The organism is Streptomyces sp. CB02400 (genome assembly GCF_001905725.1).
Classification (GTDB): domain Bacteria; phylum Actinomycetota; class Actinomycetes; order Streptomycetales; family Streptomycetaceae; genus Streptomyces; species Streptomyces atrovirens.
In genome coordinates this window covers 34528-56666 of sequence record NZ_LIWB01000021.1, presented here as the reverse complement: position 1 = coordinate 56666, position 22139 = coordinate 34528, and the positions used below count along the sequence as shown (strand labels likewise).

Genomic DNA, 22139 nt, shown 5'->3' with positions numbered 1-22139 from the left:
CGCGGCAAGTGTTCGATTCTTGCCCCAAAGGGGTGAGGTCGGCGCGGGGAGGTAGACTGAGGAGTGTCTGGCCGGACACGTGCTGGCGTATGCCCCGAGCGCACCTGCGTGGGGTGCCGGGAGCGAGCGGTCAAGAGCGAGCTGCTGCGCATCGTGGTGATCGAGGACGCGTGCGTCCCCGATCCTCGCGGTACGCTGCCCGGCCGGGGTGCGTATGTGCACCCCGTCCCGGTCTGTCTCGACCAGGCGGTGCGCCGCAGGGCGTTCCCACGGGCGCTCCGCGTCCCGGGACCGCTCGACGTAAAGGCGTTGCGCCTCTACGTCGAGCAGGCACAAGGTTGCTGAGCAGCGGCTCTCCGCCGGCTGGACAGGCAACACGCAAGAACATGCCGCACGGAAGTCCCCGTGCGGTCTGGTACCTCGCGAGTCGAAAGCAGGTCGAGATTGCGATGAGCACTCGATGAGTACGCGATGAGTACGCCCATGAACTAGCGACGGTCCGGACGCAACCCGGACCTCAAAGGAGCGAAGTGGCTAAGGTCCGGGTCTACGAACTCGCCAAGGAGTTCGGTGTGGAGAGCAAGGTCGTCATGGCCAAGCTCCAGGAACTCGGTGAATTCGTCCGTTCGGCGTCTTCGACCATCGAAGCGCCCGTAGTACGCAAGCTGACCGACGCCTTCCAGCAGGGCGGGGGCAACGGCAAGTCCGCCGCGAAGCCCGGCGCGCCCCGCAAGGCGGCCCCCAGGCCCGCCGCGCCGTCCCCGGCGCAGGCGGCCCGTCCGGGTCCGGCCGCCCCGAAGCCGCCGGCCGCGCCCAAGCCCGCCGCGGCCCAGCCGCCGGCGGCCCCGTCGGCGCCCGCGCCGGCTGCCTCCGGTCCGCGTCCGACGCCGGGCCCGCGCCCCGCGCCGCGTCCGGCTCCGGCGGCCCCGGAGTTCCAGGCCCCGCCTGCGGCGGCGGCTCCGGCTCCGGCTCCGTCCGGTCCGAAGCCCGGTGGCGCGCGTCCCGGTGCCCCCAAGCCCGGCGGTCGTCCCGCCGGTCAGGGTGGTCAGGGTCAGGGTCAGGGCGGCCAGGGCCGTCCGGCCGGTCAGGGTCAGCGTCCCGGTGGCGGCGCACCGCGTCCGGGCGGTCGCCCGGCCGGTCCGCGTCCCGGTAACAACCCCTTCACCTCCGGTGGCTCCACCGGCATGGCCCGTCCGCAGGCTCCGCGCCCGCAGGGCGCGCGTCCCGGCCCGGGTGGTCCCGGCGGTGCCGGCGGTGCCGGTCCCCGTCCGCAGGCCCCCGGTGGCCAGGGCGGCGGTCCGCGTCCGCAGGCTCCGGGCGGGCAGCGCCCGACCCCGGGCTCGATGCCGCGTCCGCAGGGCGGTCCCCGTCCCGGCGGCGGCCCCGGCGGTCCGCGTCCGAACCCTGGCATGATGCCGCAGCGTCCCGCTGCCGGCCCGCGTCCCGGCCCCGGCGGCCGCGGTCCGGGCGGTGCGGGTCGTCCCGGCGGTGGCGGCGGTCGTCCCGGTGGCGGCGGCTTCGCCGGCCGTCCGGGTGGCGGCGGCGGTGCCGGTCGTCCGGGTGGCGGCGGCGGTTTCGCCGGTCGTCCCGGTGGCGGTGGCGGCTTCGCCGGCGGCGGTGGCCGTCCCGGCTTCGGTGGCCGTCCCGGCGGTCCCGGTGGCCGCGGTGGCACGCAGGGCGCCTTCGGCCGTCCTGGTGGTCCCGCGCGTCGTGGCCGCAAGTCGAAGCGGCAGAGGCGCCAGGAGTACGAGGCCATGCAGGCCCCGTCGGTCGGCGGCGTGATGCTGCCTCGCGGCAACGGCGAGACCATTCGCCTGTCGCGCGGTGCCTCGCTCACCGACTTCGCGGAGAAGATCAACGCCAACCCGGCGTCGCTCGTCGCGGTCATGATGAACCTCGGCGAGATGGTCACTGCGACCCAGTCCGTCTCCGACGAGACGCTCCAGCTCCTCGCCGGCGAGATGAACTACACCGTTCAGATCGTCAGCCCGGAGGAGGAGGACCGCGAGCTGCTCGAGTCCTTCGACCTGGAGTTCGGCGAGGACGAGGGCGGCGAGGAGGACCTGGTGGTCCGCCCGCCGGTCGTCACCGTCATGGGTCACGTCGACCACGGTAAGACCCGCCTCCTCGACGCCATCCGCAAGACGAACGTCATCGCGGGCGAGGCCGGCGGCATCACCCAGCACATCGGTGCCTACCAGGTCACGACCGAGGTCAACGAAGAGGATCGCAAGATCACCTTCATCGACACCCCGGGTCACGAGGCGTTCACCGCCATGCGTGCCCGTGGTGCGAAGTCGACCGACATCGCGATCCTGGTCGTCGCGGCCAACGACGGCGTCATGCCGCAGACGGTCGAGGCGCTCAACCACGCCAAGGCGGCCGACGTCCCGATCGTCGTCGCGGTCAACAAGATCGACGTCGAGGGCGCGGACCCGACCAAGGTGCGCGGTCAGCTGACCGAGTACGGCCTGGTGGCCGAGGAGTACGGCGGCGACACCATGTTCGTCGACATCTCCGCCAAGCAGGGTCTGCACATCGACAGCCTCCTCGAGGCCGTCATCCTCACCGCGGACGCCTCGCTCGACCTGCGGGCCAACCCCGAGCAGGACGCGCAGGGCATCTCGATCGAGTCCCGGCTCGACCGCGGCCGCGGTGCCGTGGCGACCGTCCTCGTCCAGCGAGGCACGCTGCGGGTCGGCGACACGATGGTGGTGGGCGACGCCTACGGCCGCGTGCGCGCCATGCTCGACGACAACGGCAACAACGTCGCCGAGGCGGGCCCGTCGACGCCGGTCCAGGTCCTGGGCCTGACCAACGTCCCGGGTGCGGGCGACAACTTCATCGTCGTGGACGAGGACCGTACGGCCCGTCAGATCGCCGAGAAGCGCGCCGCCCGTGAGCGCAACGCCGCGTTCGCCAAGCGCACGCGCCGCGTGTCCCTCGAGGACCTGGACAAGGTGCTCAAGGCCGGCGAGGTCCAGCAGCTGAACCTGATCATCAAGGGTGACGCTTCCGGTTCCGTCGAGGCGCTCGAGTCCTCGCTGCTCCAGCTGGACGTCGGCGAAGAGGTCGACATCCGCGTCCTGCACCGCGGTGTCGGTGCGGTCACGGAGTCCGACATCGACCTGGCGATGGGCTCCGACGCCATCGTGATCGGCTTCAACGTGCGCGCCGCCGGGCGTGCGCAGCAGATGGCCGAGCGCGAGGGTGTGGACGTCCGGTACTACTCGGTCATCTACCAGGCGATCGAGGAGATCGAGGCGGCCCTCAAGGGCATGCTCAAGCCGGAGTACGAAGAGGTCGAGCTCGGCACGGCGGAGATCCGCGAGGTCTTCCGCTCGTCCAAGCTGGGCAACATCGCGGGTGTGCTCATCCGCTCCGGCGAGGTCAGGCGCAACACCAAGGCGCGCCTGCTGCGCGATGGCAAGGTCATCGCGGAGAACCTCAACATCGAAGGTCTGCGTCGCTTCAAGGACGACGTCACCGAGATCCGCGAAGGCTACGAGGGCGGTATCAACCTCGGAAACTTCAACGACATCAAGGTCGACGACGTCATCGCGACGTACGAGATGCGCGAGAAGCCGCGGGTGTAACACCCCACGGTGCGTACCGGCCGGCGGGACCCACCCGGGTCCCGCCGGCCGGCGCGTGTGTGCGGACGCACGGCGGCGCGGCCGGCGGAGCACAATATCCGTCGATCGCCGCACCCCCTTCGATGTACGGTTCTGATGTCCCCGCCCACCACGGATGGCGGGGCCATCGATCCCGTACCGGCGGGTGAACCGGTTGCACATGTATGTGGGGACGCTGTCCTTCGACCTCCTCCTCGGCGACGTACATTCGCTGAAGGAGAAGCGCTCCGTCGTCCGCCCGATCGTCGCCGAGCTCCAGCGCAAGTACGCGGTGAGCGTGGCCGAGGTGGATCACACGAACCTCCATCGCCGGGCGGTCATCGGCCTGGCCATGGTGTCCGGCGACGCGGGGCACCTGACCGACGTACTGGACCGCTGCGAGCGGCTGGTCGCCGGGCGCCCGGAGGTGGAACTGCTGTCCGTCAGGCGGCGCTTCCACGGTGAAGACGACTGACGACCACAGCCCAGAGATACGCAGACAGGAAAGAACGGGAGACGGACCAGTGGCCGACAACGCGCGGGCGAAAAGGCTGGCGGACCTCATCCGAGAGGTGGTGGCCCAGAAGCTGCAGCGCGGGATCAAGGACCCGCGGCTCGGCTCGCACGTCACCATCACGGACACCCGGGTCACGGGTGACCTCAGGGAGGCGACCGTCTTCTACACGGTGTACGGGGACGACGAGGAGCGCAAGGCCGCCGCGGCGGGCCTGGAGAGCGCCAAGGGCGTCCTGCGCTCCGAGGTGGGCCGGGCGGCGGGCGTGAAGTTCACGCCGACCCTGGCCTTCGTCATGGACGCGCTCCCGGACACGGCACGCAACATCGAGGACCTCCTCGACCGGGCGCGCCAGTCCGACGCGAAGGTGCGCGAGGCGTCCGCGGGCGCCACGTACGCCGGCGAGGCCGACCCGTACCGCAAGCCGGAAGACGACGAGACGGACGACACCGCCGAATGAACCGGAAGCCCACCACGCCCGACGGCCTTGTCATCGTCGACAAGCCGTCGGGCTTCACCTCGCACGACGTGGTCGCCAAGATGCGCGGCATCGCGCGCACCCGGCGCGTCGGCCACGCCGGCACCCTCGACCCGATGGCGACGGGCGTCCTCGTCCTCGGTGTCGAGCGGGCGACCAAGCTCCTCGGCCACCTCGCGCTGACCGAGAAGGAGTACCTCGGCACGATCCGGCTCGGGCAGAACACGCTCACCGACGACGCCGAGGGGGAGATCACCTCCTCCACCGACGCCTCCGCGGTCACCCGCGAGGGCATCGACGCCGGTGTCGCCGGACTGACCGGCGACATCATGCAGGTGCCGTCCAGGGTCAGCGCCATCAAGATCAACGGGGTGCGCTCCTACAAGCGGGCCCGGGAGGGCGAGGAGTTCGACATCCCCGCCCGGCCGGTCACCGTCTCCTCGTTCTCCGTGTACGACGTCCGGGAGGCGGTCGCCGAGGACGGCACCCCCGTGCTGGACCTGGTGGTGTCGGTCGTCTGCTCCTCCGGCACCTACATCCGCGCCCTCGCCCGCGACCTGGGCGCGGGACTGGGCGTCGGCGGGCACCTCACCGCGCTGCGCCGCACCCGCGTCGGCCCGTACAAGCTGGACTCCGCGAAGACGCTGGACCAGCTCCAGCAGGAGCTGACGGTGATGCCGATCGCCGAGGCCGCCACGGCCGCGTTCCCGCGCTGGGACGTCGACGACCGGCGGGCCAGGCTGCTCACCAACGGGGTGCGCCTTGAGATGCCCGATGAGTACGCCGGTTCCGGAGCCGTGGCCGTGTTCGGCCCCGAGCGCCGGTTCCTGGCCCTCGTCGAGGAGCAGCGGGGCAAGGCGAAGAGCCTGGCCGTCTTCGGCTGACGCTTTTCCGGGGATCCGTCCGTGGAGCGGCGTCACGGGGATGGACATGACGCCGCTCCACGGTCCCCCTCGGTTCCCCCACCCCTAGGGTGTATCCATCCACCCCCGCCTGTTCACCCGTAAGTGCGGGCGCTCGGAGTGAACCGGGGGAGCGGAAGGGGGCGCGTTCACCGGGCGATCTGTCCCGCTGATCATCTCGGCCCTACTGTCGCAGCCAAGGGCACGGATGAGCGACGGGAGGCTCGACGATGCCGTCCCCCTACGCATACGAACCCCGTCACGAACGGGAGACCCCGGACGACGCTCCGGACCTGTGCGACGTCCTGGTCCGCCTGCACGACCTCGCCGGCCGGCCGCGCGGCACCGGCTTCGTGGCCGATCACCACGGCACGGTGATCACCGGTCACGAGGCGGTCGACGGTCTGCCCCGGCTCGTGCTGCGCGCGGCGGCCGGCCGCCAGTGCGTGGTGACCGCGGACGCGGTGACCCCGCTGCCCGCGCTCGGCCTGGCCCTGGTCCGCAGCGAGGGGCTCGGCGTCGCACCGCTGCCGGTCACCACGCGGCGCGCCGTCCAGCCCGGCACCTATGTGCGGATCGCCGCCGGAGGCTGGCGCGAGGCGCGCGTGCTGGGGACGGGCCCCGTGACCTACACCGCCACCGACCGCGCGTACGCACTGGGCGACGCCCTGGAACTGGCGGTCGGCACCGCGGGCCGGGACGCACTGCGACTCGGCGGCGGCGCCGCCGGCGGCCCGGTCCTCGACGCCACCACCGGCACCGTCCTCGGCGTCCTCGGCACCGCGCTCCACTCGGACGACCGCGCCGAGGGCTTCGCCGTACGGCTACCTCCCCCGGCCCTCGCCGAGGGCCCGCTCGCCGAGCTGCTCGCCAAGAACGCGGCGACGGTCCCGGCTCACGGAGCCGACCTCAACCTTGCCGGGGTGGTGCAGCTCACGGCCGGCTCGGGCGGGTGGGGTGGGTCGGTTGGTGGCGTGGGGTTTGTCGGCTGCTCTGTTGTGGGTGCGGGGGTTTCCCCGGCCGGAGGGGGCGGGTCGGCTGGTGTTGTGGGTGCGGGGGGCTCCTCGGTCGGGTGGGACGGGTCTGCCGGTGGCGTGGGGCCCGTCGACCGGCTCGCCGTGCTCGCGGAGTTCGCCGCGTTAGAGCGGGACGGGTCGGCTGGTGTTGTGGGTGCGGGGGGCTCCTCGGTCGGGCAGGACGGGCTGGCCGGTGGCGTGGGGCCCGTCGACCGGCTCGCCGTGCTCGCGGAGTTCGCCGCGTTCGAGCGGGGCGAGGCCGCCGTGCTGGGACTGGTCGGGCCGCCCGGCAGCGGTCGTACGACGCAGCTCGCGGCGCTCGCCGCCCGCCGGTACCGCGCGGGCCGGCCCACGCTCCGGCTGCGCGGTGCCGACCTGGACGCGGGCGACGGCTCGGTCGCGGACGCCGCCCGCCGGGCACTGGACCGGGCCGCCGCCGTCGTCGCGGCCTCCCGCGCCCCGTTCCCGGCCCCTCCGGACGCCCTCGGTGACGTGAGCCCGGAGCACCTGGCCGGGCTCGCCCGCACGGCCGGCCACCCCCTGCTGCTCCTCCTCGACGGCCCCGAGGAGATCCTGCTCGACAGGTCGGCCGAGTGGATCACCGGGACCGTCCGGTGGCTGCGGGCGACGGGGGCCCGGATGGTGGTGGCGTGCCGCGCGGAGTACTGGGAGGAGGCGGGGTTCCCGGAAGAGCTGCTGCACGCCGGTGCGCCCCGCCCCGACGGGCTCCCCGCCTGTGTGGCCCTCGGTGACCTCACCGCCGAGGAGGCCCGCCGGGCGCGCGCCCGCCACGGCGTCCCCGAGGGCGCGGTGGCCGACGCCGACGCCCGCCACCCCCTGACCCTGCGGATGCTCGCGGACATCCGGTCCGCCCTCGCCGACACCGCCCCCGACGCCCCCGTCGACCGCGACGACGTCTTCTCGGCCCACCTGGACCTGATGTGCCTGCGGATCGCCGTCCGCCTCGCCGACGGGAACGGGATCCGCGGCACCGCCGTACGCCGGCTCGCCGCCAAGGTCGCCGGACAGGTGCACGAGGCCGCCCGGCGCAGCCTCGGATCGGGCGGGCTGGACCGGGAGACGTTCGACGCGGTGTTCCCCCGGGGGCCCGCCCCCGACCGGCTCGGCGGCGGCACCGGCTGGGCCTCGGCCGTGCTCGCCGAGGGACTCTTCGTCCCGGCCGGGACGACCGGCTACCGGTTCGCGGACGAGGAACTGGCCGACTGGCTCCACGGCACCCACCTCGACGTGGACGACGCCCTGCGCGTCCTGGTCCACACTGCCCCTGCCACTCCGGTCGCTTCCGACGGGCGCACCCCGCGGTCGGCCGCCGCCGAGGATGGCTTCCTGCTGCCCGGTGGCCGGGATGTTGCTGGGGGGTCTCTTCCGTTGTCCGGCCGTAGGTCCGGTGCGGTGGACGGGCGCCGCACTGTCCCCGCCACTCCGGTCGCTTCCGACGGGCGCTCTCCGCGGCCTGCTGCTGCCGAGGATGGCTTCCTGCTGCCCGGTGGCCGGGATGTTGCTGGGGGGTCTCTTCCGTTGTCCGGCCGTAGGTCCGGTGTGGCGGACGGGCGCCGTACTGCTCCTGCTACCCCGGTCGCTCCCGACGGGCGCACCCTGTGGCCGGCCGCCGCCGAGGGCGGCTTCCCGCTGACCGGCCACCGGTCCCGGCCCGCTGCCGCTTCCGGCGACCGGGATGCCGCTGAGGGGTCTCTCCCGTTGTCCGGCCGTTGGGCCGGTGCGGCTGGTGATCGTCGTGGTCTGCCCGCTGTCGCTTTCGACCCTTGGACCGTTGCCGGTCCCGACCCCTGGGCCGTCGCCGATACCGATTACCGGCCTGCTGACGATTGCCTCTTCCACCACAGCGATGTGACGGCCGATGGCGGTGGGGCCGGCGTGGCTGTCGGACGCCCGGTACTGCCTGCTGTCGACCTCCACCCGGCCGCCCCCGGCGCCGAAGCCGTCCTTCCGGCCGGCACCCCCGTCCCGCATCACCGCATCGGTGTCGTCGTCGAGGCCCTGCTGTTTCTCGCGCGGCGGCACGGCAGCCGGCGGCTCTCCACGCGGCTCACGGATCTGGTGCACGCCCTCGACGCCGATCCGGGTTCCTGGTGGGCCGCCCGGCTGCTCGGCGGGACCCTCGCGCGCGTGGCCGACGCGACGCCGTACACGGACGTGCTGCGGCTGCTGGCCGACCGTCTCGTGGCCTGGCGGGAGCAGCGGCGGGGCGTGCCGCCCGAGCTGGGGCCCGCCTTCTGGGCCGCTCTCCGGCTGCCGCCGGAGACGCGGTGCGCACTGCTGCGCCGACTCGTGCACGCCGACGGACCCCCGTGCGAGAACGGGCCCCGCTTCCTCGACGCCGCCGCCCGGCTGCTCGCCGCCGACCCCGTCGCCGTACTGCCGTACCTCATCCGCTGGTTCGAGGACGAGCGGCCGCTGCCCGCCACCCCGCACGCGACCGTGGCGACCGCCGCGCAGGCGCTGCTGCACACCCACCGGCACGCGGCCCCGGACGCGCTGACGGAGGCGCTCGCCGACAGCGCGCACCGGCGGGCCGACCAACTGCTCACCGTGCTGACGGAGGAGGAACCCGCCGCGATGTGCAGGGCCGTCGACCGGTGGGCGAAGGACGAACGCCCCGCACGCCGGGCCACGGCCATCGCCTACGGCCTGCTCGTCGCGCCGTACGCGCGCGACGACACCGACCGCACCCTGCTGAGGTACGCGGCGCTCGCCGTCCTCGTCCGCACCGCCGACCGCGAGCTGCACGGCGGCGCCCTCGCCCTCCTCGTCCGCGACCCGAACAGCAGGGACCGCCACCTCCCGCGGGCCCTGGAGCGCTTCGCGGCCGGCGACCCCCACCTCCCGCCGAGCGCGCTCACCCCCGCCCTCGCCACCCACCCGGAGCCCGTCCTCGACGCCTTCCGCACCAGGCTCGGCGGGACCGGCGCGGGCGAGACGTTCCGCGCCCTCGCCGACGCCGCCCCGCCCGCCCTGGCCCGCCGGGTCGCCGCACTCGTACGGGAGACGGTGGAGCGGCGGCCAGAGCTGACGGGACAGGTGGCCGCGTACGCCGACGGGCGGCTGGAGCGGGGCCCGGCCGCCCGTGCCGTACTGAGGACCCTGCTCACCGGCCTGCTCGACGGCGGCCCGCAACCACTCCGGGTGGCCCTCGCCGGCATCCTCGCCGGCCCCGGCACACCGGCCTCCCGCCCGCTGCGCCGCGAACTGCTGGACACCCTGCTCGCCCGCGAGTCCGACCCCGCCGTCCTGGAGGCGGTGCTGCGCGCCGCGGCCCGGAACACCGGCCCCGAGCCGCGCGTCCTCGTCCACCGCACCGGGCTGCTCCTCGCGCGCACCCCGGAGGGCGCCACCCGCTTCGACCACTGCCTGGCCGACCTGGGCAGCCATGTGCCGGGCTTCGCCGCCGCCGTGGCCGGCTGGCTGACGGACGCCCCACGCGAGTGGTCCGCGCTGATCGGGCCCGCCACCCGCCGGACCATCGGGAACCTGACCGGAGCGGTCGTCCCCGCCTGACCCCGCCCGGCCGGCACGTGCACCCCGTCACACAGCCCCCATGCCGATGCGGGCCCCCGGCACGCGGCATGGCACCCTTAGAGCTGCGCAGAGAAGTCCACGGACTCGGGTTCGTTCGACAAGGTTTCGACAAGGAGCAGGCACAGTGCAGCGCTGGCGTGGCTTGGAGGACATCCCCCAGGACTGGGGGCGCAGCGTCGTCACCATCGGCTCCTACGACGGAGTCCACCGCGGGCACCAGCTGATCATCCGGCATGCCGTGGACCGCGCCCGGGCGCTCGGCGTCCCCGCCGTCGTCGTCACCTTCGACCCGCACCCCAGCGAGGTCGTCCGCCCCGGCAGCCACCCCCCGCTGCTCGCCCCGCACCACCGGCGCGCCGAACTCATGGCCGGCCTCGGTGTCGACGCGGTCCTGATCCTCCCCTTCACCACCGAGTTCTCGAAGCTGTCCGCCGCCGACTTCGTCGTCAAGGTGCTGGTCGACAAGCTGCACGCCAAGGCGGTCGTCGAGGGCCCCAACTTCCGCTTCGGCCACAAGGCCGCGGGCAACGTGGAGTTCCTCGCCGAGCAGGGCCGGGTCTACGACTTCGACGTCGAGGTCGTCGACCTGTACGTCAGCGGTGAGGCGGGCGGCGGCGAGCCGTTCTCCTCCACGCTCACCCGCCGCCTGGTCGCCGAGGGCGAGGTCGAGGGCGCCGCCGAGATCCTGGGCCGCCCGCACCGGGTGGAGGGCGTCGTCGTCCGGGGCGCCCAGCGCGGCCGCGACCTGGGCTTCCCCACGGCCAACGTCGAGACCCTCCCGCACACCGCGATCCCCGCCGACGGCGTCTACGCCGGCTGGCTGCACGCCCAGGGCGAGGCCATGCCGGCCGCGATCTCCGTCGGCACCAACCCCCAGTTCGACGGCACCGAGCGCACGGTCGAGGCGTACGCCATCGACCGCGTCGGCCTCGACCTGTACGGCCTCCATGTCGCCGTCGACTTCCTGGCCTTCGTGCGCGGCCAGGCGAAGTTCGACACGCTGGAGGCGCTGCTGGAGCAGATGGCCGAGGACGTCGAGCGCTGCAAGACCCTCGTGGCCGCGGCCGAGAAGCCGTAGGGCCTGTCCGGTCAGCTCTTCCGGGCGTGCGCCCAGTGGCACGCCACCTGGGCCGTGCCGCCCCCGTCGAGGATCTCCGGGTCCCGGCCCCGGCACGCCTCCGCCACCCCCGCCCGGTCCGCCTCGCCGCCCGCCAGGATCTGGCAGCGGGCGTGGAACCGGCAGCCGGACGGGACGCGGGACGGGTCCGGGGGCTCGCCCGTGAGGACCACCGGCTCGCCCGGTGCCTCGGGGAGGACCGACAGCAGGGCCCGGGTGTACGGATGCCGGGGGGCCGTCAGGACCCGCTCCACCGCCCCGGTCTCCACGATCCGGCCCAGGTACATCACCGCGACCCGGTCGGCGATGTTCCAGGCCAGCCCCAGATCGTGGGTGACCACCAGCGCGGACAGGCCCAGTTCGGCGCGCAGCCGCAGCAGCAGGGCGAGGATCTCCCCGCGTACCGACGCGTCGAGGGAGGCCACCGGCTCGTCGGCGACGAGGAGTTCGGGTTCCAGTACCAGAGCGCCCGCGATCACCACGCGCTGCCGCTGACCGCCGGACAGCTCGTGCGGATAGCGCAGGAAGAAGCGCTCCGGCGGGCGCAGCCCGGCCCGGGACAGGGCGTCGGCGACCGCGGCCCGCTCGTCACCTCCGTGGCCGTGGATGCGCAGCCCCTCGGCCACCGCGTCGTACACCGTGTGCCGGGGGTTGAGCGAGCCGCTCGGGTCCTGCAGCACCAGCTGCACGCGCCTGCGGTACGCCTTCAGGGAGCGGCCGGAGTACTCCAACGGCCGCCCGTCGAAGGTGACCCGGCCCGCGGTCGGCTCGACCAGACCCAGCAGGGCGCGGGCCAGCGTCGTCTTGCCACAGCCCGACTCGCCGACCAGGGCGACGATCTCACCGGGCCGGATGTCCAGGTCGACACCGTCCACGGCCCGGGCGTCCGGGGCACCGTGCCGCCCCGGGAAGGCGATGCGCACACCCTGAGCGCTGAGGAGGGGAGTGGTGGAGGTGGTCATGGGGTACTGGGCCTCGCTTCCTCCAGGGACCCCGGATCACCGGCTGCCGCGTTCCGCCGGGCGTCCGGTGCGTCGGCTGTCGTGTTCGGTCGGGGGTCGGGTTCGTCGGTTGTTGTGCCGTGCTGGGTGTCGGAGTCGTCGGCTGCCTTGCTCGGCCGGGGGTCTGAGCCGTCGTCTGCTGTGTTCCGCCGGGCGTCCGGTGCGTCGGCTGTCGTGTTCGGTCGGGGGTCGGGTTCGTCGGTTGTTGTGCCGTGCTGGGTGTCGGAGTCGTCGGCTGCCTTGCTCGGCCGGGGATCCGGGGTGTCGTCCGCCGTGTCCCGATGGGCATCCGGATCACCGTCCGCCGTGTCCCGCCGCGTACCCGAGCCGTCGGTCGGAGTGTCCCGCGGGGAATCCGGTTCGTCGGCCGGCTCGGCCGCCGTGGTGATCCGTACGCACGCCGCCCGCCGGTTCGGGCCCGCGTTCCGCAGCGGCTGGTCCTCCGTGGCACAGGAGTCCAGTGCCACCGGGCACCGTGGATGGAACGTGCAGCCCGACGGCAGCGCCGCCGGGTCCGGCGGGTCGCCCGGCAGGCCACGCGGCGCGAAGCGCGACGCCGGGTCACCGATGCGCGGGAACGCGGCCGACAGCGCCTGGGCGTAGGGGTGGCGGGCGGCCTCGTACACCTCTCCCGCCGGGCCCTCCTCGACCACCCGGCCCGCGTACATCACCGCGAGCCGGTCACAGGTGCCGGCGAGCACCGCGAGGTCATGGCTGATCATGATCAGTCCCACGTCCTGGTCCGCGACCAGCTGTTCGATCAGCCGCAGGATCTGCGCCTGGATCATCACATCCAGCGCGGTCGTCGGCTCGTCGGCGATGATCAGCCGCGGATCGCAGGCCAGCGCCATGGCGATCATGACGCGCTGCCGCTGACCGCCGGACAGCTCGTGCGGGTACGCCGACGCACGGGCGGCCGGAAGGCCGACGTGCTCCAGCAGCTCCCCGGTCTTCTTCCGCGCCCCGGCCGGGGTGGCCTTCCGGTGCAGCAGGATCGGCTCGGCGATCTGGTCGCCGATGCGCCGCACGGGGTTGAGGGAGTGCATCGCCCCCTGGAACACGATGGACGCCCCGGCCCAGCGGACCGCCCGTACCCGGCCCCACTTCATGGCCAGTACGTCCTCGCCGTCCAGCAGGATCTCCCCGCCGACCCGCGTCCCGGCCGGGAGCAGCCGCAGCAGCGCCAGCGCCAGGGTGGACTTGCCGCAGCCCGACTCCCCGGCGATCCCCAGCTTGCGGCCCGCGTCCAGCCGCAGATCCACCCCGCGCACGGCGGCCGCCCCGCCCGCGTACGTGACCGTCAGCCCTCTGACGTCGAGCAGACTCAACGGGACACCCCCAGCCTGGGGTTGAGGACGGACTCCACGGCCCGTCCGCACAGTGTGAACGCCAGCGCCACCACGGCGATGGCGATGCCCGGCGGCACCAGGTACCACCAGTGCCCGGCGCTGACCGCACCCGCCTCCCGGGCGTCCTGCAGCAGCCCGCCCCACGACACCACCGTCGGATCGCCGAGCCCCAGGAAGGCCAGCGTCGCCTCCGCCAGGATCGCCGAGGAGATGATCAGCGTCGTCTGCGCCAGCACCAGCGGCATCACATTGGGCAGCACATGCCGGGACATGATGTGCCAGTGCCCGCCGCCGAGCGCCCGCGCCCGCTCGATGTACGGCCGGGTCTCCACCGCCAGCGTCTGCGCCCGCACCAGCCGGGCCGTCGTCGGCCAGGTCGTCACCCCGATCGCCACGACGATCGTCAGCAGCGAGCGGGACATCACCGTGGCCAGCGCGATCGCCAGCACCAGCGTCGGCATCACCAGGAACCAGTCGGTGATCCGCATCACCACCGTCGCGTACCAGCCCCGGAAGTGCCCCGCCGTCACCCCGATCACCGTGCCGATCGCCACCGACAGCACGGCCGCCAGCAGCCCCACCAGCAGCGACACCCGCGCACCCCAGATCACCAGGCCGAGCAGATTCCGCCCGAACCGGTCGGCCCCGAAGGGGAGTTCCGCGCTCGGGCGCTCCAGCGGGCTGCCCGGCGCGCCGGTCACGTCGGCCACGTCGGAGCCGACGATCAGCGGAGCCGCCAGGGCGAGCAGCGCGAACAGCGCCAGCGTGGCGAGGCCGAAGAGGCCGGCCTGGTGGGTGCGGTACTGCCGCCAGAACCGCGCGGCCGAGGCCCGGCGCCGCTGCCACGCCAGGGCGCGGGGGCGCGCGGCCGGCATCTTCTCGGTCGTCATCGGCCCACCCGGGGATCGAACAGCGGATAGATCAGATCGGCGAGCGTGTTCATCACGACCACCGCCGCGGCGAACACGAAGAACAGCCCCTGCACCAGCGGCAGATCGGGCACGCTCAGCGCCTGGTAGAACAGCCCTCCCAGACCCGGCCAGGAGAAGACCGTCTCCACCAGGATCACACCGGCCACCGTCCGCCCGAGGTTGATGAAGATCAGCGTCACGGTCGGCAGCAGCGCGTTGGGCACCGCGTGCCGGCGCCGTACGAGGTCGTCGCGCAGCCCCTTGGCCCGCGCGGTGGTCAGATAGTCGCTGCCCATCTCGTCCAGCAGCGCCGACCGCGTCACCAGCAGCGTCTGCCCGTAATCCACGGCCACCAGCGTCACCACCGGCAGCACCAGGTGGTGCGCCACGTCCACGACGTACGCGAAGCCCTCCTCCCCGCCCGACTCCATGCCACCGGTCGGGAACAGCCCCGGCAGCGGCCCGATCCCCACCGACAGCGTGGTGATCAGCAGCAACCCCAGCCAGAAGGACGGCAGGGAGTACAGCGTCAGCGCCAGCCCGGTGTTGAGCTTGTCACCGAGCCGCCCGTGCCGCCACGCCGACCGGGTGCCCAGGACGATCCCGAGCGCCGTGTAGAGGACGAAGGCGGTGCCGGTGAGCAGCAGCGTGTTCGGCAGCGCCTCCGTGATCTTGTCGACCACCGGCGCGTTGAACTGGTACGACGTCCCCAGATCGCCGGTGAGCGCCTTGCCGCAGTAGTCGGTGAACTGCTGCCACAGTGGCAGGTCCAGCCCGAACTGCTCCCGGTACGCGGCCAGTTGCTCGGCCGACACCTGACGGCCGCCGGTCATGAACTTCACCGGGTCGCCGGGGATCAGCCGGAAGAGGAAGAAGCTGGTGACGAGGACGGCGAGGAGGGACACGGCCGCACCGGCGAGCTTGCCCGCCACATAGCGCGGATACGCGGTGGTGATACGGCCGTCGCGTGGCCCGCGTGGCCCGCGTGGTCCGTGGGCGGCCTCCGGTCCGTCCTTCTTCGTCGGACCGGAGGCCCCCGTGCCCCCTGCCGATGCGGATGTCGCGTCAGCGGTCATGAGTGTCCGTTCGCCGCCTACTCGCGATCCTCGGCCGTGGCCCGTCGCCGCATCGCCACGAAGACCCCCAGCCCCGCGAGGACGACGACACCCGCGACGATCCCGATGACCACGCCCGTCGACGACGAATCACCGCCCCCGTCGCCGGAGTCCGCCGGCACCGCCGACCACCAGCTCCAGTAGCCGTCCTGGCCGTAGATGTTGCCCGCCTTCGACGGCATGGTGGTGATCGACTCGATCTGGTCCGTGCGGTACGCCTCGACCGCGTTCGGGTACGCCATGACGTTCATGTACCCGAGGTCGTACAGCCGCGACTCCATCTGCTTGACGATGTCCGCCCGCTTGCCGGCGTCGTACTCGGCGAGCTGCCGCGCGTACAGCTCGTCGTACGTCTTGTCGCAGATGAAGTTGTCGGTCGCGCCGGTCTCCTCCGGGGTCGCCGGGAGCGCCGCGCAGGTGTGGATGGACAGCACGAAGTCGGGGTCCGGGTTGACCGACCAGCCGTCGAAGGCGAGGTCGTACTCACCGGCGAGCCAGGGATCGGTCACGTTGTCCAGGCAGTTGAGCGTCACCCCGATACCGAGGTCGCCCCACCACTCCTCGAGGTACTGGCCGACCGCCTTGTCGTTCGGGTCGGTGGCATGGCACAGCACGCGGTAGTCGATCGGCTTGCCGTCCTTGCCGACCCGCTTGCCGTCGCCGTTCTTCTCGTAGCCGGCCTGGTCGAGCAGCCGGGCCGCCTCCGCCGGGTCGTACGCCAGCTCCTGGTCGGCCGACGGCTCCCAGAAGTACTGCGAGAAGCGCGGTGGGATGTAGCCGGCGCCCTCCACGGCGTGCCCCTGGAACACCTTGTCGATGATGGTCTTCCGGTCCACCGCCATGAACAGCGCGTTGCGCACCCGCTGGTCGAGCAGAGAGGGGTGTCCGTCACCCATCTTCTCGCCGTTCTTCGCCTTCGCGCCCGGGTTGGTGGCCAGCGCGTAGAAGCGGCGCCCCGGCGCGTCGTTGACCCGGATGTTCTTCTCTTTCTTCAGCGCCTCCGTCTGGGCGGGCGTCAGGGACGGTGACCCGGCGACGAACGACACCTCGCCCTTGCGCAGCGCCGACACCGCGGCGTCCTGGTCCTTGTAGTAGCGGAAGACCAGCTCGTCGAACTTGGGTGACCCGCGCCAGAAGTCCTTGTTGGCCTTCAGCCGCACATAGCTGTCCGCCTTGTAGTCGGTGAGGACGAACGGCCCGTTGCCGACGATGGGGAAGTCCTTGTCGTTGTTGAACTCCGTGTAGTCGTCGACCTTCTCCCACACGTGCTTGGGCACGATCGGCACGTCCAGCGCCGTCATCGTGGCCTGCGGCTTCTTCAGCTCGATGACCAGCTCGGTGGGGCTCGGCGCGGTCACCTTCTCGAAGTTGGCGACGTAGCTGCCGTTCGCGGTGGCCGCGCCGGGGTCCGTCATCATCGTGTTGAACGTCCAGGCCGCGTCCTCGGCGGTGGCCTGCTCGCCGTCCGACCACTTGGAGTCCGAGCGGATGGTGTACGTCCAGGTCAGCTTGTCCGGCGACGATTCCCACTTGGTGGCCAGGCCGGGGATGACGTGGTTGTCCTCGGGGTCGTAGTTCGTCAGGTACTCGTAGGTGAGCCGGTGGATGCTCGTACTGAGCAGCCGTACCGCCAGGAACGGGCTGAGCGAGTCGACACTCTGCGCCACCGCGACGGTCAGCACCTTGGTGCCGTCGTCGGCCGCCCGCGCCTGCTCCGGCGCCGGGTTGAGCGGGGTGGCGAGCCCGGCGCTGAGGGTGAGCGCGGCGGCGCCGGCCGCCATGACGAGCCGGGTGCGGCCCGGGGTGCGGTGGTGACCGCCGTACTGATCGTTCGTTTCCATGGTCGCTGACCTCGCGTCATCGCTCGCACGGGAAGGGCGGGTTGATCAGATGAGTGATGAGTGTGTCTATCAGCGACCACCGCGAGCGTCAACGGCGCGGGCACCCCATGTGGCCTGCGGAAACAACGAGTTGACGCACATGGCGCGTCCATTGGTCCAGATCACTGACGCGCTGCTGGCCAGGGCCTGACGGCGGATTCCGGCCCCGCACGCGAAAGCGGCCCCTCGAAAGGGGCCGCTCGGTCGCGGGGCCTTACTGCTGGCCGGGGTGAGGAGGATAGGGCTGGCCCGGGACCTGCGGGTACGGGTGGCCGGGCTGGGCCGGAGGCTGTCCGGGCTGCGGCTGCTGGGGGTACGGGCCCGGCTGACCGGGGACGGCCTGACCGGGCATGGGCTGACCGGGCATGGGCTGACCCGGAACGGGCTGGCCGGGGAAGGGCTGGCCCGGCAGCGGCGGGGCGGCGACCGGCGGCGGGTTGCCGTCGGAGGTCCACAGACCGTGCGACTGCTGATGCCGTACGAAGTCCTCGGCGACCAGCGCCGCGAGGTTGAAGTACGCCTCCCGCACCTTCGGCCGCATCATGTCGAGGTCGACCTCCGCACCGGCGGCCAGATGCTCGTCGAACGGCACGACGAGCACGCCCCGGCACCGGGTCCGGAAGTGCGCCACGATGTCGTCGACCTTGATCATCTTGCCGGTCTCGCGCACCCCGGAGATCACGGTGAGGGACCGCGAGACGAGGTCCGCGTACCCGTGCGCGGACAGCCAGTCCAGCGTCGTACTGGCACTGCTCGCACCGTCCACGGACGGCGTGGAGATGATGATGAGCTGGTCGGCGAGGTCCAGCACGCCGCGCATGGCGCTGTAGAGCAGACCCGTACCGGAGTCGGTGAGGATGACCGGGTACTGCTTGCCGAGCACGTCGATCGCGCGCCGGTAGTCCTCGTCGTTGAACGTCGTGGACACGGCCGGGTCGACGTCGTTGGCGATGATCTCCAGACCGGACGGCGCCTGGGAGGTGAACCGCCGGATGTCCATGTACGAGTTGAGGTACGGGATCGCCTGGACGAGGTCGCGGATGGTGGCCCCGGTCTCGCGCCGCACCCGGCGGCCGAGCGTACCGGCGTCCGGGTTGGCGTCGATCGCGAGGATCTTGTCCTGCCGCTCGGTGGCGAGGGTGGCGCCGAGGGCGGTGGTCGTGGTCGTCTTGCCGACGCCGCCCTTGAGGCTGATGACGGCGATGCGGTAGCAGGACAGCACCGGCGTACGGATCAGCTCCAGCTTCCGCTGCCGCTCGGCCTCCTCCTTCTTCCCGCCCAGCTTGAAACGCGAACCGCCGGCCGCGGGGCGGCTGCTCTTCGCCTTCTGCTTCTTGCTGTTGAGCAGCCGGTCCGAGGACAGCTCCACGGCAGCGGTGTAGCCGAGGGGCGCCGCACCGGGGTTGGTCGGCTGCCGCTGGTCGTGCTGAACGGGCTGCGGCCAGGCGGCCCCGGTACGCGGATCGACGGGCTGCTGCGGCGGCACACCCGGCTGCTGCTGCGGGAAGCCGTAACCGGCCTGCGGGCCGGGTACGGGCGGGGTGCCGGGCTGGGGCTGCCCGAAGGGCTGCTGCTGCGGAACTGCCGTGCCGGGCTGGGGGAGTCCGTACCCGGCGTGCGCGTCGGGAGCGGGAGCACTCTCGGGCTGCTGCGCCGGGGGCTGGGGAACTGCCGCGCCGGGGGTACCGGCGGGCGGGAAGCCGTAACCGGCGGGCTGGGCCGGAGGGGTCGGGGTGGCACCCGGCTGCTGCTGGGGGAAGCCGTATCCGGCGGGGGCGTTGGGTGACGGGGTCTCGGGCTGCTGCGCCGGGGGCTGGGGGGCCGCCGCGCCGGGCTGCGGATTCGCCGCGCCGGGGGTACCGGCGGGCGGGAAGCCGTGACCGGCGGGCTGGGCCGGGGGAGTCGGGGTGGCACCCGGCTGCTGCTGGGGGAAGCCGTATCCGGCGGGGGCGTTGGGTGCCGGGGTCTCGGGCTGCTGCGCCGGGGGCTGGGGGACTGCCGCGCCGGGCTGCGGGAAGCCGTAACCGGCCTGCGGGTTCGCCGTGCCGGGGGCACTGGCGGGCTGGGCCGGGGGCGTCGGCGCGGCGCCCGGCTGCGGGAAGCCGTATCCGGCCGGGGCGTTCGGCGCCGACGGGGTCTCGGGCTGTTGCTGGGATGCCGGGCCGGCGGGCGGGAAGCCGTAGCCGGCCTGTGGGGCGGTCGGCGGGTTCCAGGCGGCGGGCGCGGGCTGCGGCGCCTGGGGCTGGAACGGCGGCTGCTGGGCGGGGACGGCCGGCTGGTCCTGCGCTGCCGCGGGCTGAGGCCGCGCGCCCGTGTCCGCCGGCTGGGCGGGCACCTGCGGCGCCTGCTGAGGCTGCGCGGGCCACTGGCCGGCCGGCGCCGGGGCGGCGGGGTACGCCGACGGCACCGGGGGCACGTCATGCGGCGCCGGGGAAGTCCAGGCGGGCGGGGCGTCGGGCGCGGCCGGGACGGCGTCCTGGGGCGTGCTGTCCTCGAGGGTCTCCGCGGGAGCCGCGGCGGCGGGCACCGCGTCGTTCACCGGCTCGACAGTCGTCGGCTCGTCCGTCACCGGTACGTCCTCGGAGGGCACCGCGTCCTCGGGCCCGGCCTCCGGCTCCGCCGACGCGGCGTCGTCCTCCACGTCGGTCACCGAGGACTCGGCGTCCTCAGGTGTGACGTCCTCCGAGCCGGAGACCTCGCCGACTTCGTGCGCGCCGGACGTACCGGACGCCTCCTCGGCGTCGTCGGCGTCGTCGGCGTCCGACGGCCCCAGCCGCACCCCGGCCTCGGCCTCGGCTCCGGCCTCGTTCTCCGATCCCGCCTCGGTCTCCGTCTCTGGCTCTGTCTCCGCCTCCGCCTCGCGCTCCGCGATCTCCCGCTTCAGCGCGGCGGCGGAGAAGCGGATCGTCGCACCGCTCTCCAGATCACCGTTGTCGGCCTGGAACCCATCGGCCGGGATGTCCGGCACGGCCGAAGGGGAAGCCGCACCCGACTCCTCGGGTTCCTTCTCCGCTTCCGACCGCTGCGGCTCGAACCCGCTCCCCACCGGAAGCCTCGGCACGGCCACCGGCCCCCCGGACGGCGGCGCGGGTGGTGCGGGCGGCGTGAACGGCGCGGCGGGCGCGGACGCCGGAGGCGTGAACGGGGCGCCCGGCGCAGAAGCGGGCGCGGGCGGAGTGGAGGGCGCCCCCGGCGCGGGCGCGGGCGGCTGCGCCGGAAAGGACGACGGCCCCGCGGCCCCCACCGCGTGCGGCGGCGGAGTCAGCCCCGGCAGCGGCGGAACGGGCCCATGGGAGGAAGGAGCCGAAGCAGGTGAGGAGGGCGAGGAACCGGAGGGCGACGAAGCGGACGACGCCCCCGACTCCGAACTTCCCGAAGCGTTCTGCGTGTACCAGGCCGGCGGCGCGTAGTCGATGGTGAACTCGCCCGTCGTCTCGATGGCGGACTCCGCGTCGGGCTGGTCATCGCCGGGTGTCGCCCAGCCCCCGCGCGTCCCGTCCCGATCGCTGCTCACAGTTCCTCCTGGTTGGTCGCGCACCCTCATGCCGCGTCGGGGCGACCGTGTCTCGTCATCCGAAGTCGTTCGAGGTTGCTGCGAGGCCGTCCGGTCCACGGCCGGCCGACCCACCGGCTACCCCTCGGGTGCCGGTACCTGGCTCGTGGGTCAGGCACCGCGCCCGATCCCAGCCTAATCACCACCACCGGCACCCCGGCAGGCCCGTCCACCGTTCGATGCACGCCCGCCCTGTCACAATCTGTCCAACGGCGCCGCTCTCAATACCTCGACACCGCGGGTGAAACGGCATACCGCGTCAATCCGTCGACATAAAGGAAACTCGACGGCCCACCTTGCCCATGTGCCGATCGGCCACGGTTTCAGTCCATCCGTCGGGGTGTGCCCAGCAGCCCGACCTCCGCATCGGTCGGCTGCGTCATCACGTACTGCCGGTCGCGGTCGGCGCACCAGAGTGTGATGCCGTCGGCGAGGGTCGGCAGGGCCTCGACGTCACTCCGGGGCAGCGCGATCGCGCGGCTCAACTCCTCGGCCTCGCCCGGCGATATCCGCTGCACTCCCACGAGCCGGGCCTGCCGCAGCAATCGGGGCGCAACGGGGCTGAGGTAAGGCAGCAGTGTCAGTACCGACTGCCAGGGCCCGGACACCACGCGTCCCCGCGGCGGCCGCATCCCGCAATCCCGCACCACCAGCACCGGAGTACCGGCTGAAGCGCCCTGCGGCGGCACCCGCCCCACGTCGTACACCGTGAGCCCGTTCTGTCCGCCGCCCATCGCGTGCACCAACTGGGTCCAGGCCTGTGCCCGCCCCGTTTCCACGGCGACCCGCGCGCCGGTCGCCGCGGCACGCAGTGCGAAAACCTGGGCCGTCCACAGGCCGCCGATGAGCACGACATCGTAGGGCGTGGGCCGGTTCAGTCCCAGTACGGCGGGCTGCCCCTCGGCGTCCACGCCGATGACGACCCCGTCGTCCCCGATGGGAAGGGTCAGGGTGTCGAGGTCGTCCACGGACAGGGTGTGCCGTCCGTGGCGCGGACCGAGCAGGCCGAAGCCGGTGCGCAGCAGGCCGTGCGCCCGCCGGACGGACGACCGCGGTGTTCCGGCCGAGGGCTGCGCGCCTCCCGTCGTTCCCGGCGCACCGGATCCGTCAGCGGTCCGTGTCGTCATGGCT

14 protein-coding genes are annotated in these 22139 nt (G+C 73.2%); 7 read left to right on the top strand and 7 right to left on the bottom strand.

Going from position 1 to position 22139, the window contains the following annotated elements:
• Positions 1–63 precede the first annotated feature (63 nt).
• The 7 genes from AMK33_RS34525 (at position 64) to AMK33_RS34495 (ending at position 11160) form a co-directional block, all read left to right on the top strand.
• Positions 64–345 carry a YlxR family protein gene (locus AMK33_RS34525; protein WP_073936961.1) on the top strand — a complete coding sequence of 94 codons (282 nt, stop codon included), beginning with the start codon at positions 64–66 and terminating at the stop codon, positions 343–345.
• Positions 346–530: 185 nt separating this feature from the next.
• A complete protein-coding gene (gene infB / locus AMK33_RS34520; protein WP_073936960.1) occupies positions 531–3596 on the top strand; it encodes a translation initiation factor IF-2 in 3066 nt (1021 codons plus the stop codon).
• A 199-nt stretch (positions 3597–3795) separates the two neighbouring features.
• Positions 3796–4089 carry a DUF503 domain-containing protein gene (locus AMK33_RS34515; protein ID WP_073936959.1) on the top strand — a complete coding sequence of 98 codons (294 nt, stop codon included), beginning with the start codon at positions 3796–3798 and terminating at the stop codon, positions 4087–4089.
• Positions 4090–4138: 49 nt separating this feature from the next.
• Complete coding sequence (rbfA, locus tag AMK33_RS34510; RefSeq protein WP_073936958.1) at positions 4139–4588, top strand: 30S ribosome-binding factor RbfA; 450 nt, start codon at positions 4139–4141, stop codon at positions 4586–4588.
• Entirely contained in the window at positions 4585–5490 is a 906-nt protein-coding gene (truB, locus tag AMK33_RS34505; protein ID WP_073936957.1) for a tRNA pseudouridine(55) synthase TruB, read from the top strand. The genes rbfA and truB overlap by 4 nt, the downstream gene beginning before the upstream one ends.
• Before the next feature lie 248 nt (positions 5491–5738).
• On the top strand, positions 5739–10061 hold the full coding sequence (locus AMK33_RS44265; RefSeq protein WP_235618287.1) for a serine protease: 4323 nt from the start codon (positions 5739–5741) through the stop codon (positions 10059–10061).
• A gap of 145 nt (positions 10062–10206) precedes the next feature.
• Positions 10207–11160, top strand: a complete 954-nt coding sequence (locus AMK33_RS34495; RefSeq protein ID WP_073936956.1) for a bifunctional riboflavin kinase/FAD synthetase — start codon at positions 10207–10209, stop codon at positions 11158–11160.
• Positions 11161–11171: 11 nt separating this feature from the next.
• On the opposite strand, the gene AMK33_RS34490 is transcribed toward AMK33_RS34495, so the two are convergent.
• The 7 genes from AMK33_RS34490 to AMK33_RS34455 all read right to left on the bottom strand — a co-directional run bounded on the left by AMK33_RS34490 (position 11172) and on the right by AMK33_RS34455 (position 22135).
• Positions 11172–12161, bottom strand: a complete 990-nt coding sequence (locus tag AMK33_RS34490; RefSeq protein WP_073936955.1) for an oligopeptide/dipeptide ABC transporter ATP-binding protein — start codon at positions 12159–12161, stop codon at positions 11172–11174.
• Complete coding sequence (locus tag AMK33_RS34485) at positions 12158–13528, bottom strand: ABC transporter ATP-binding protein (RefSeq protein ID WP_079195076.1); 1371 nt, start codon at positions 13526–13528, stop codon at positions 12158–12160. Before AMK33_RS34485 ends, AMK33_RS34490 begins: the two co-directional genes overlap by 4 nt.
• Positions 13525–14439: an ABC transporter permease gene (locus tag AMK33_RS34480; RefSeq protein ID WP_073936954.1), complete on the bottom strand. Its 915-nt coding sequence runs from the start codon at positions 14437–14439 to the stop codon at positions 13525–13527. Before AMK33_RS34480 ends, AMK33_RS34485 begins: the two co-directional genes overlap by 4 nt.
• Positions 14436–15536, bottom strand: a complete 1101-nt coding sequence (locus AMK33_RS34475; RefSeq protein ID WP_073936953.1) for an ABC transporter permease — start codon at positions 15534–15536, stop codon at positions 14436–14438. The genes AMK33_RS34480 and AMK33_RS34475 overlap by 4 nt, the downstream gene beginning before the upstream one ends.
• Positions 15537–15553: 17 nt before the next feature.
• The gene (locus AMK33_RS34470; protein WP_073936952.1) at positions 15554–17416 is read right to left on the bottom strand and encodes an ABC transporter substrate-binding protein; all 1863 of its coding nucleotides are present in this window, start codon (positions 17414–17416) and stop codon (positions 15554–15556) included.
• Positions 17417–17669: 253 nt separating this feature from the next.
• Positions 17670–20999, bottom strand: coding sequence for an SCO5717 family growth-regulating ATPase (locus AMK33_RS34465; protein ID WP_167748613.1), 3330 nt, complete (start codon positions 20997–20999; stop codon positions 17670–17672).
• A gap of 332 nt (positions 21000–21331) precedes the next feature.
• Positions 21332–22135, bottom strand: a complete 804-nt coding sequence (locus AMK33_RS34455) for a hypothetical protein (RefSeq protein ID WP_383459805.1) — start codon at positions 22133–22135, stop codon at positions 21332–21334.
• Positions 22136–22139: the final 4 nt, after the last annotated feature.

Bases quoted from the DNA above. Each gene is read 5' to 3' on its own strand.
- AMK33_RS34515 (WP_073936959.1), top strand. From the start codon at position 3,796: ATGTATGTGGGGACGCTGTCCTTCGACCTCCTCCTCGGCGACGTACAT.
- truB (WP_073936957.1), top strand. From the start codon at position 4,585: ATGAACCGGAAGCCCACCACGCCCGACGGCCTTGTCATCGTCGACAAG.
- AMK33_RS44265 (WP_235618287.1), top strand. From the start codon at position 5,739: ATGCCGTCCCCCTACGCATACGAACCCCGTCACGAACGGGAGACCCCG.
- AMK33_RS34490 (WP_073936955.1), bottom strand. From the start codon at position 12,161: ATGACCACCTCCACCACTCCCCTCCTCAGCGCTCAGGGTGTGCGCATC.
- AMK33_RS34480 (WP_073936954.1), bottom strand. From the start codon at position 14,439: ATGACGACCGAGAAGATGCCGGCCGCGCGCCCCCGCGCCCTGGCGTGG.
- AMK33_RS34475 (WP_073936953.1), bottom strand. From the start codon at position 15,536: ATGACCGCTGACGCGACATCCGCATCGGCAGGGGGCACGGGGGCCTCC.
- AMK33_RS34470 (WP_073936952.1), bottom strand. From the start codon at position 17,416: ATGGAAACGAACGATCAGTACGGCGGTCACCACCGCACCCCGGGCCGC.
- AMK33_RS34465 (WP_167748613.1), bottom strand. From the start codon at position 20,999: ATGAGGGTGCGCGACCAACCAGGAGGAACTGTGAGCAGCGATCGGGAC.
- AMK33_RS34455 (WP_383459805.1), bottom strand. From the start codon at position 22,135: ATGACGACACGGACCGCTGACGGATCCGGTGCGCCGGGAACGACGGGA.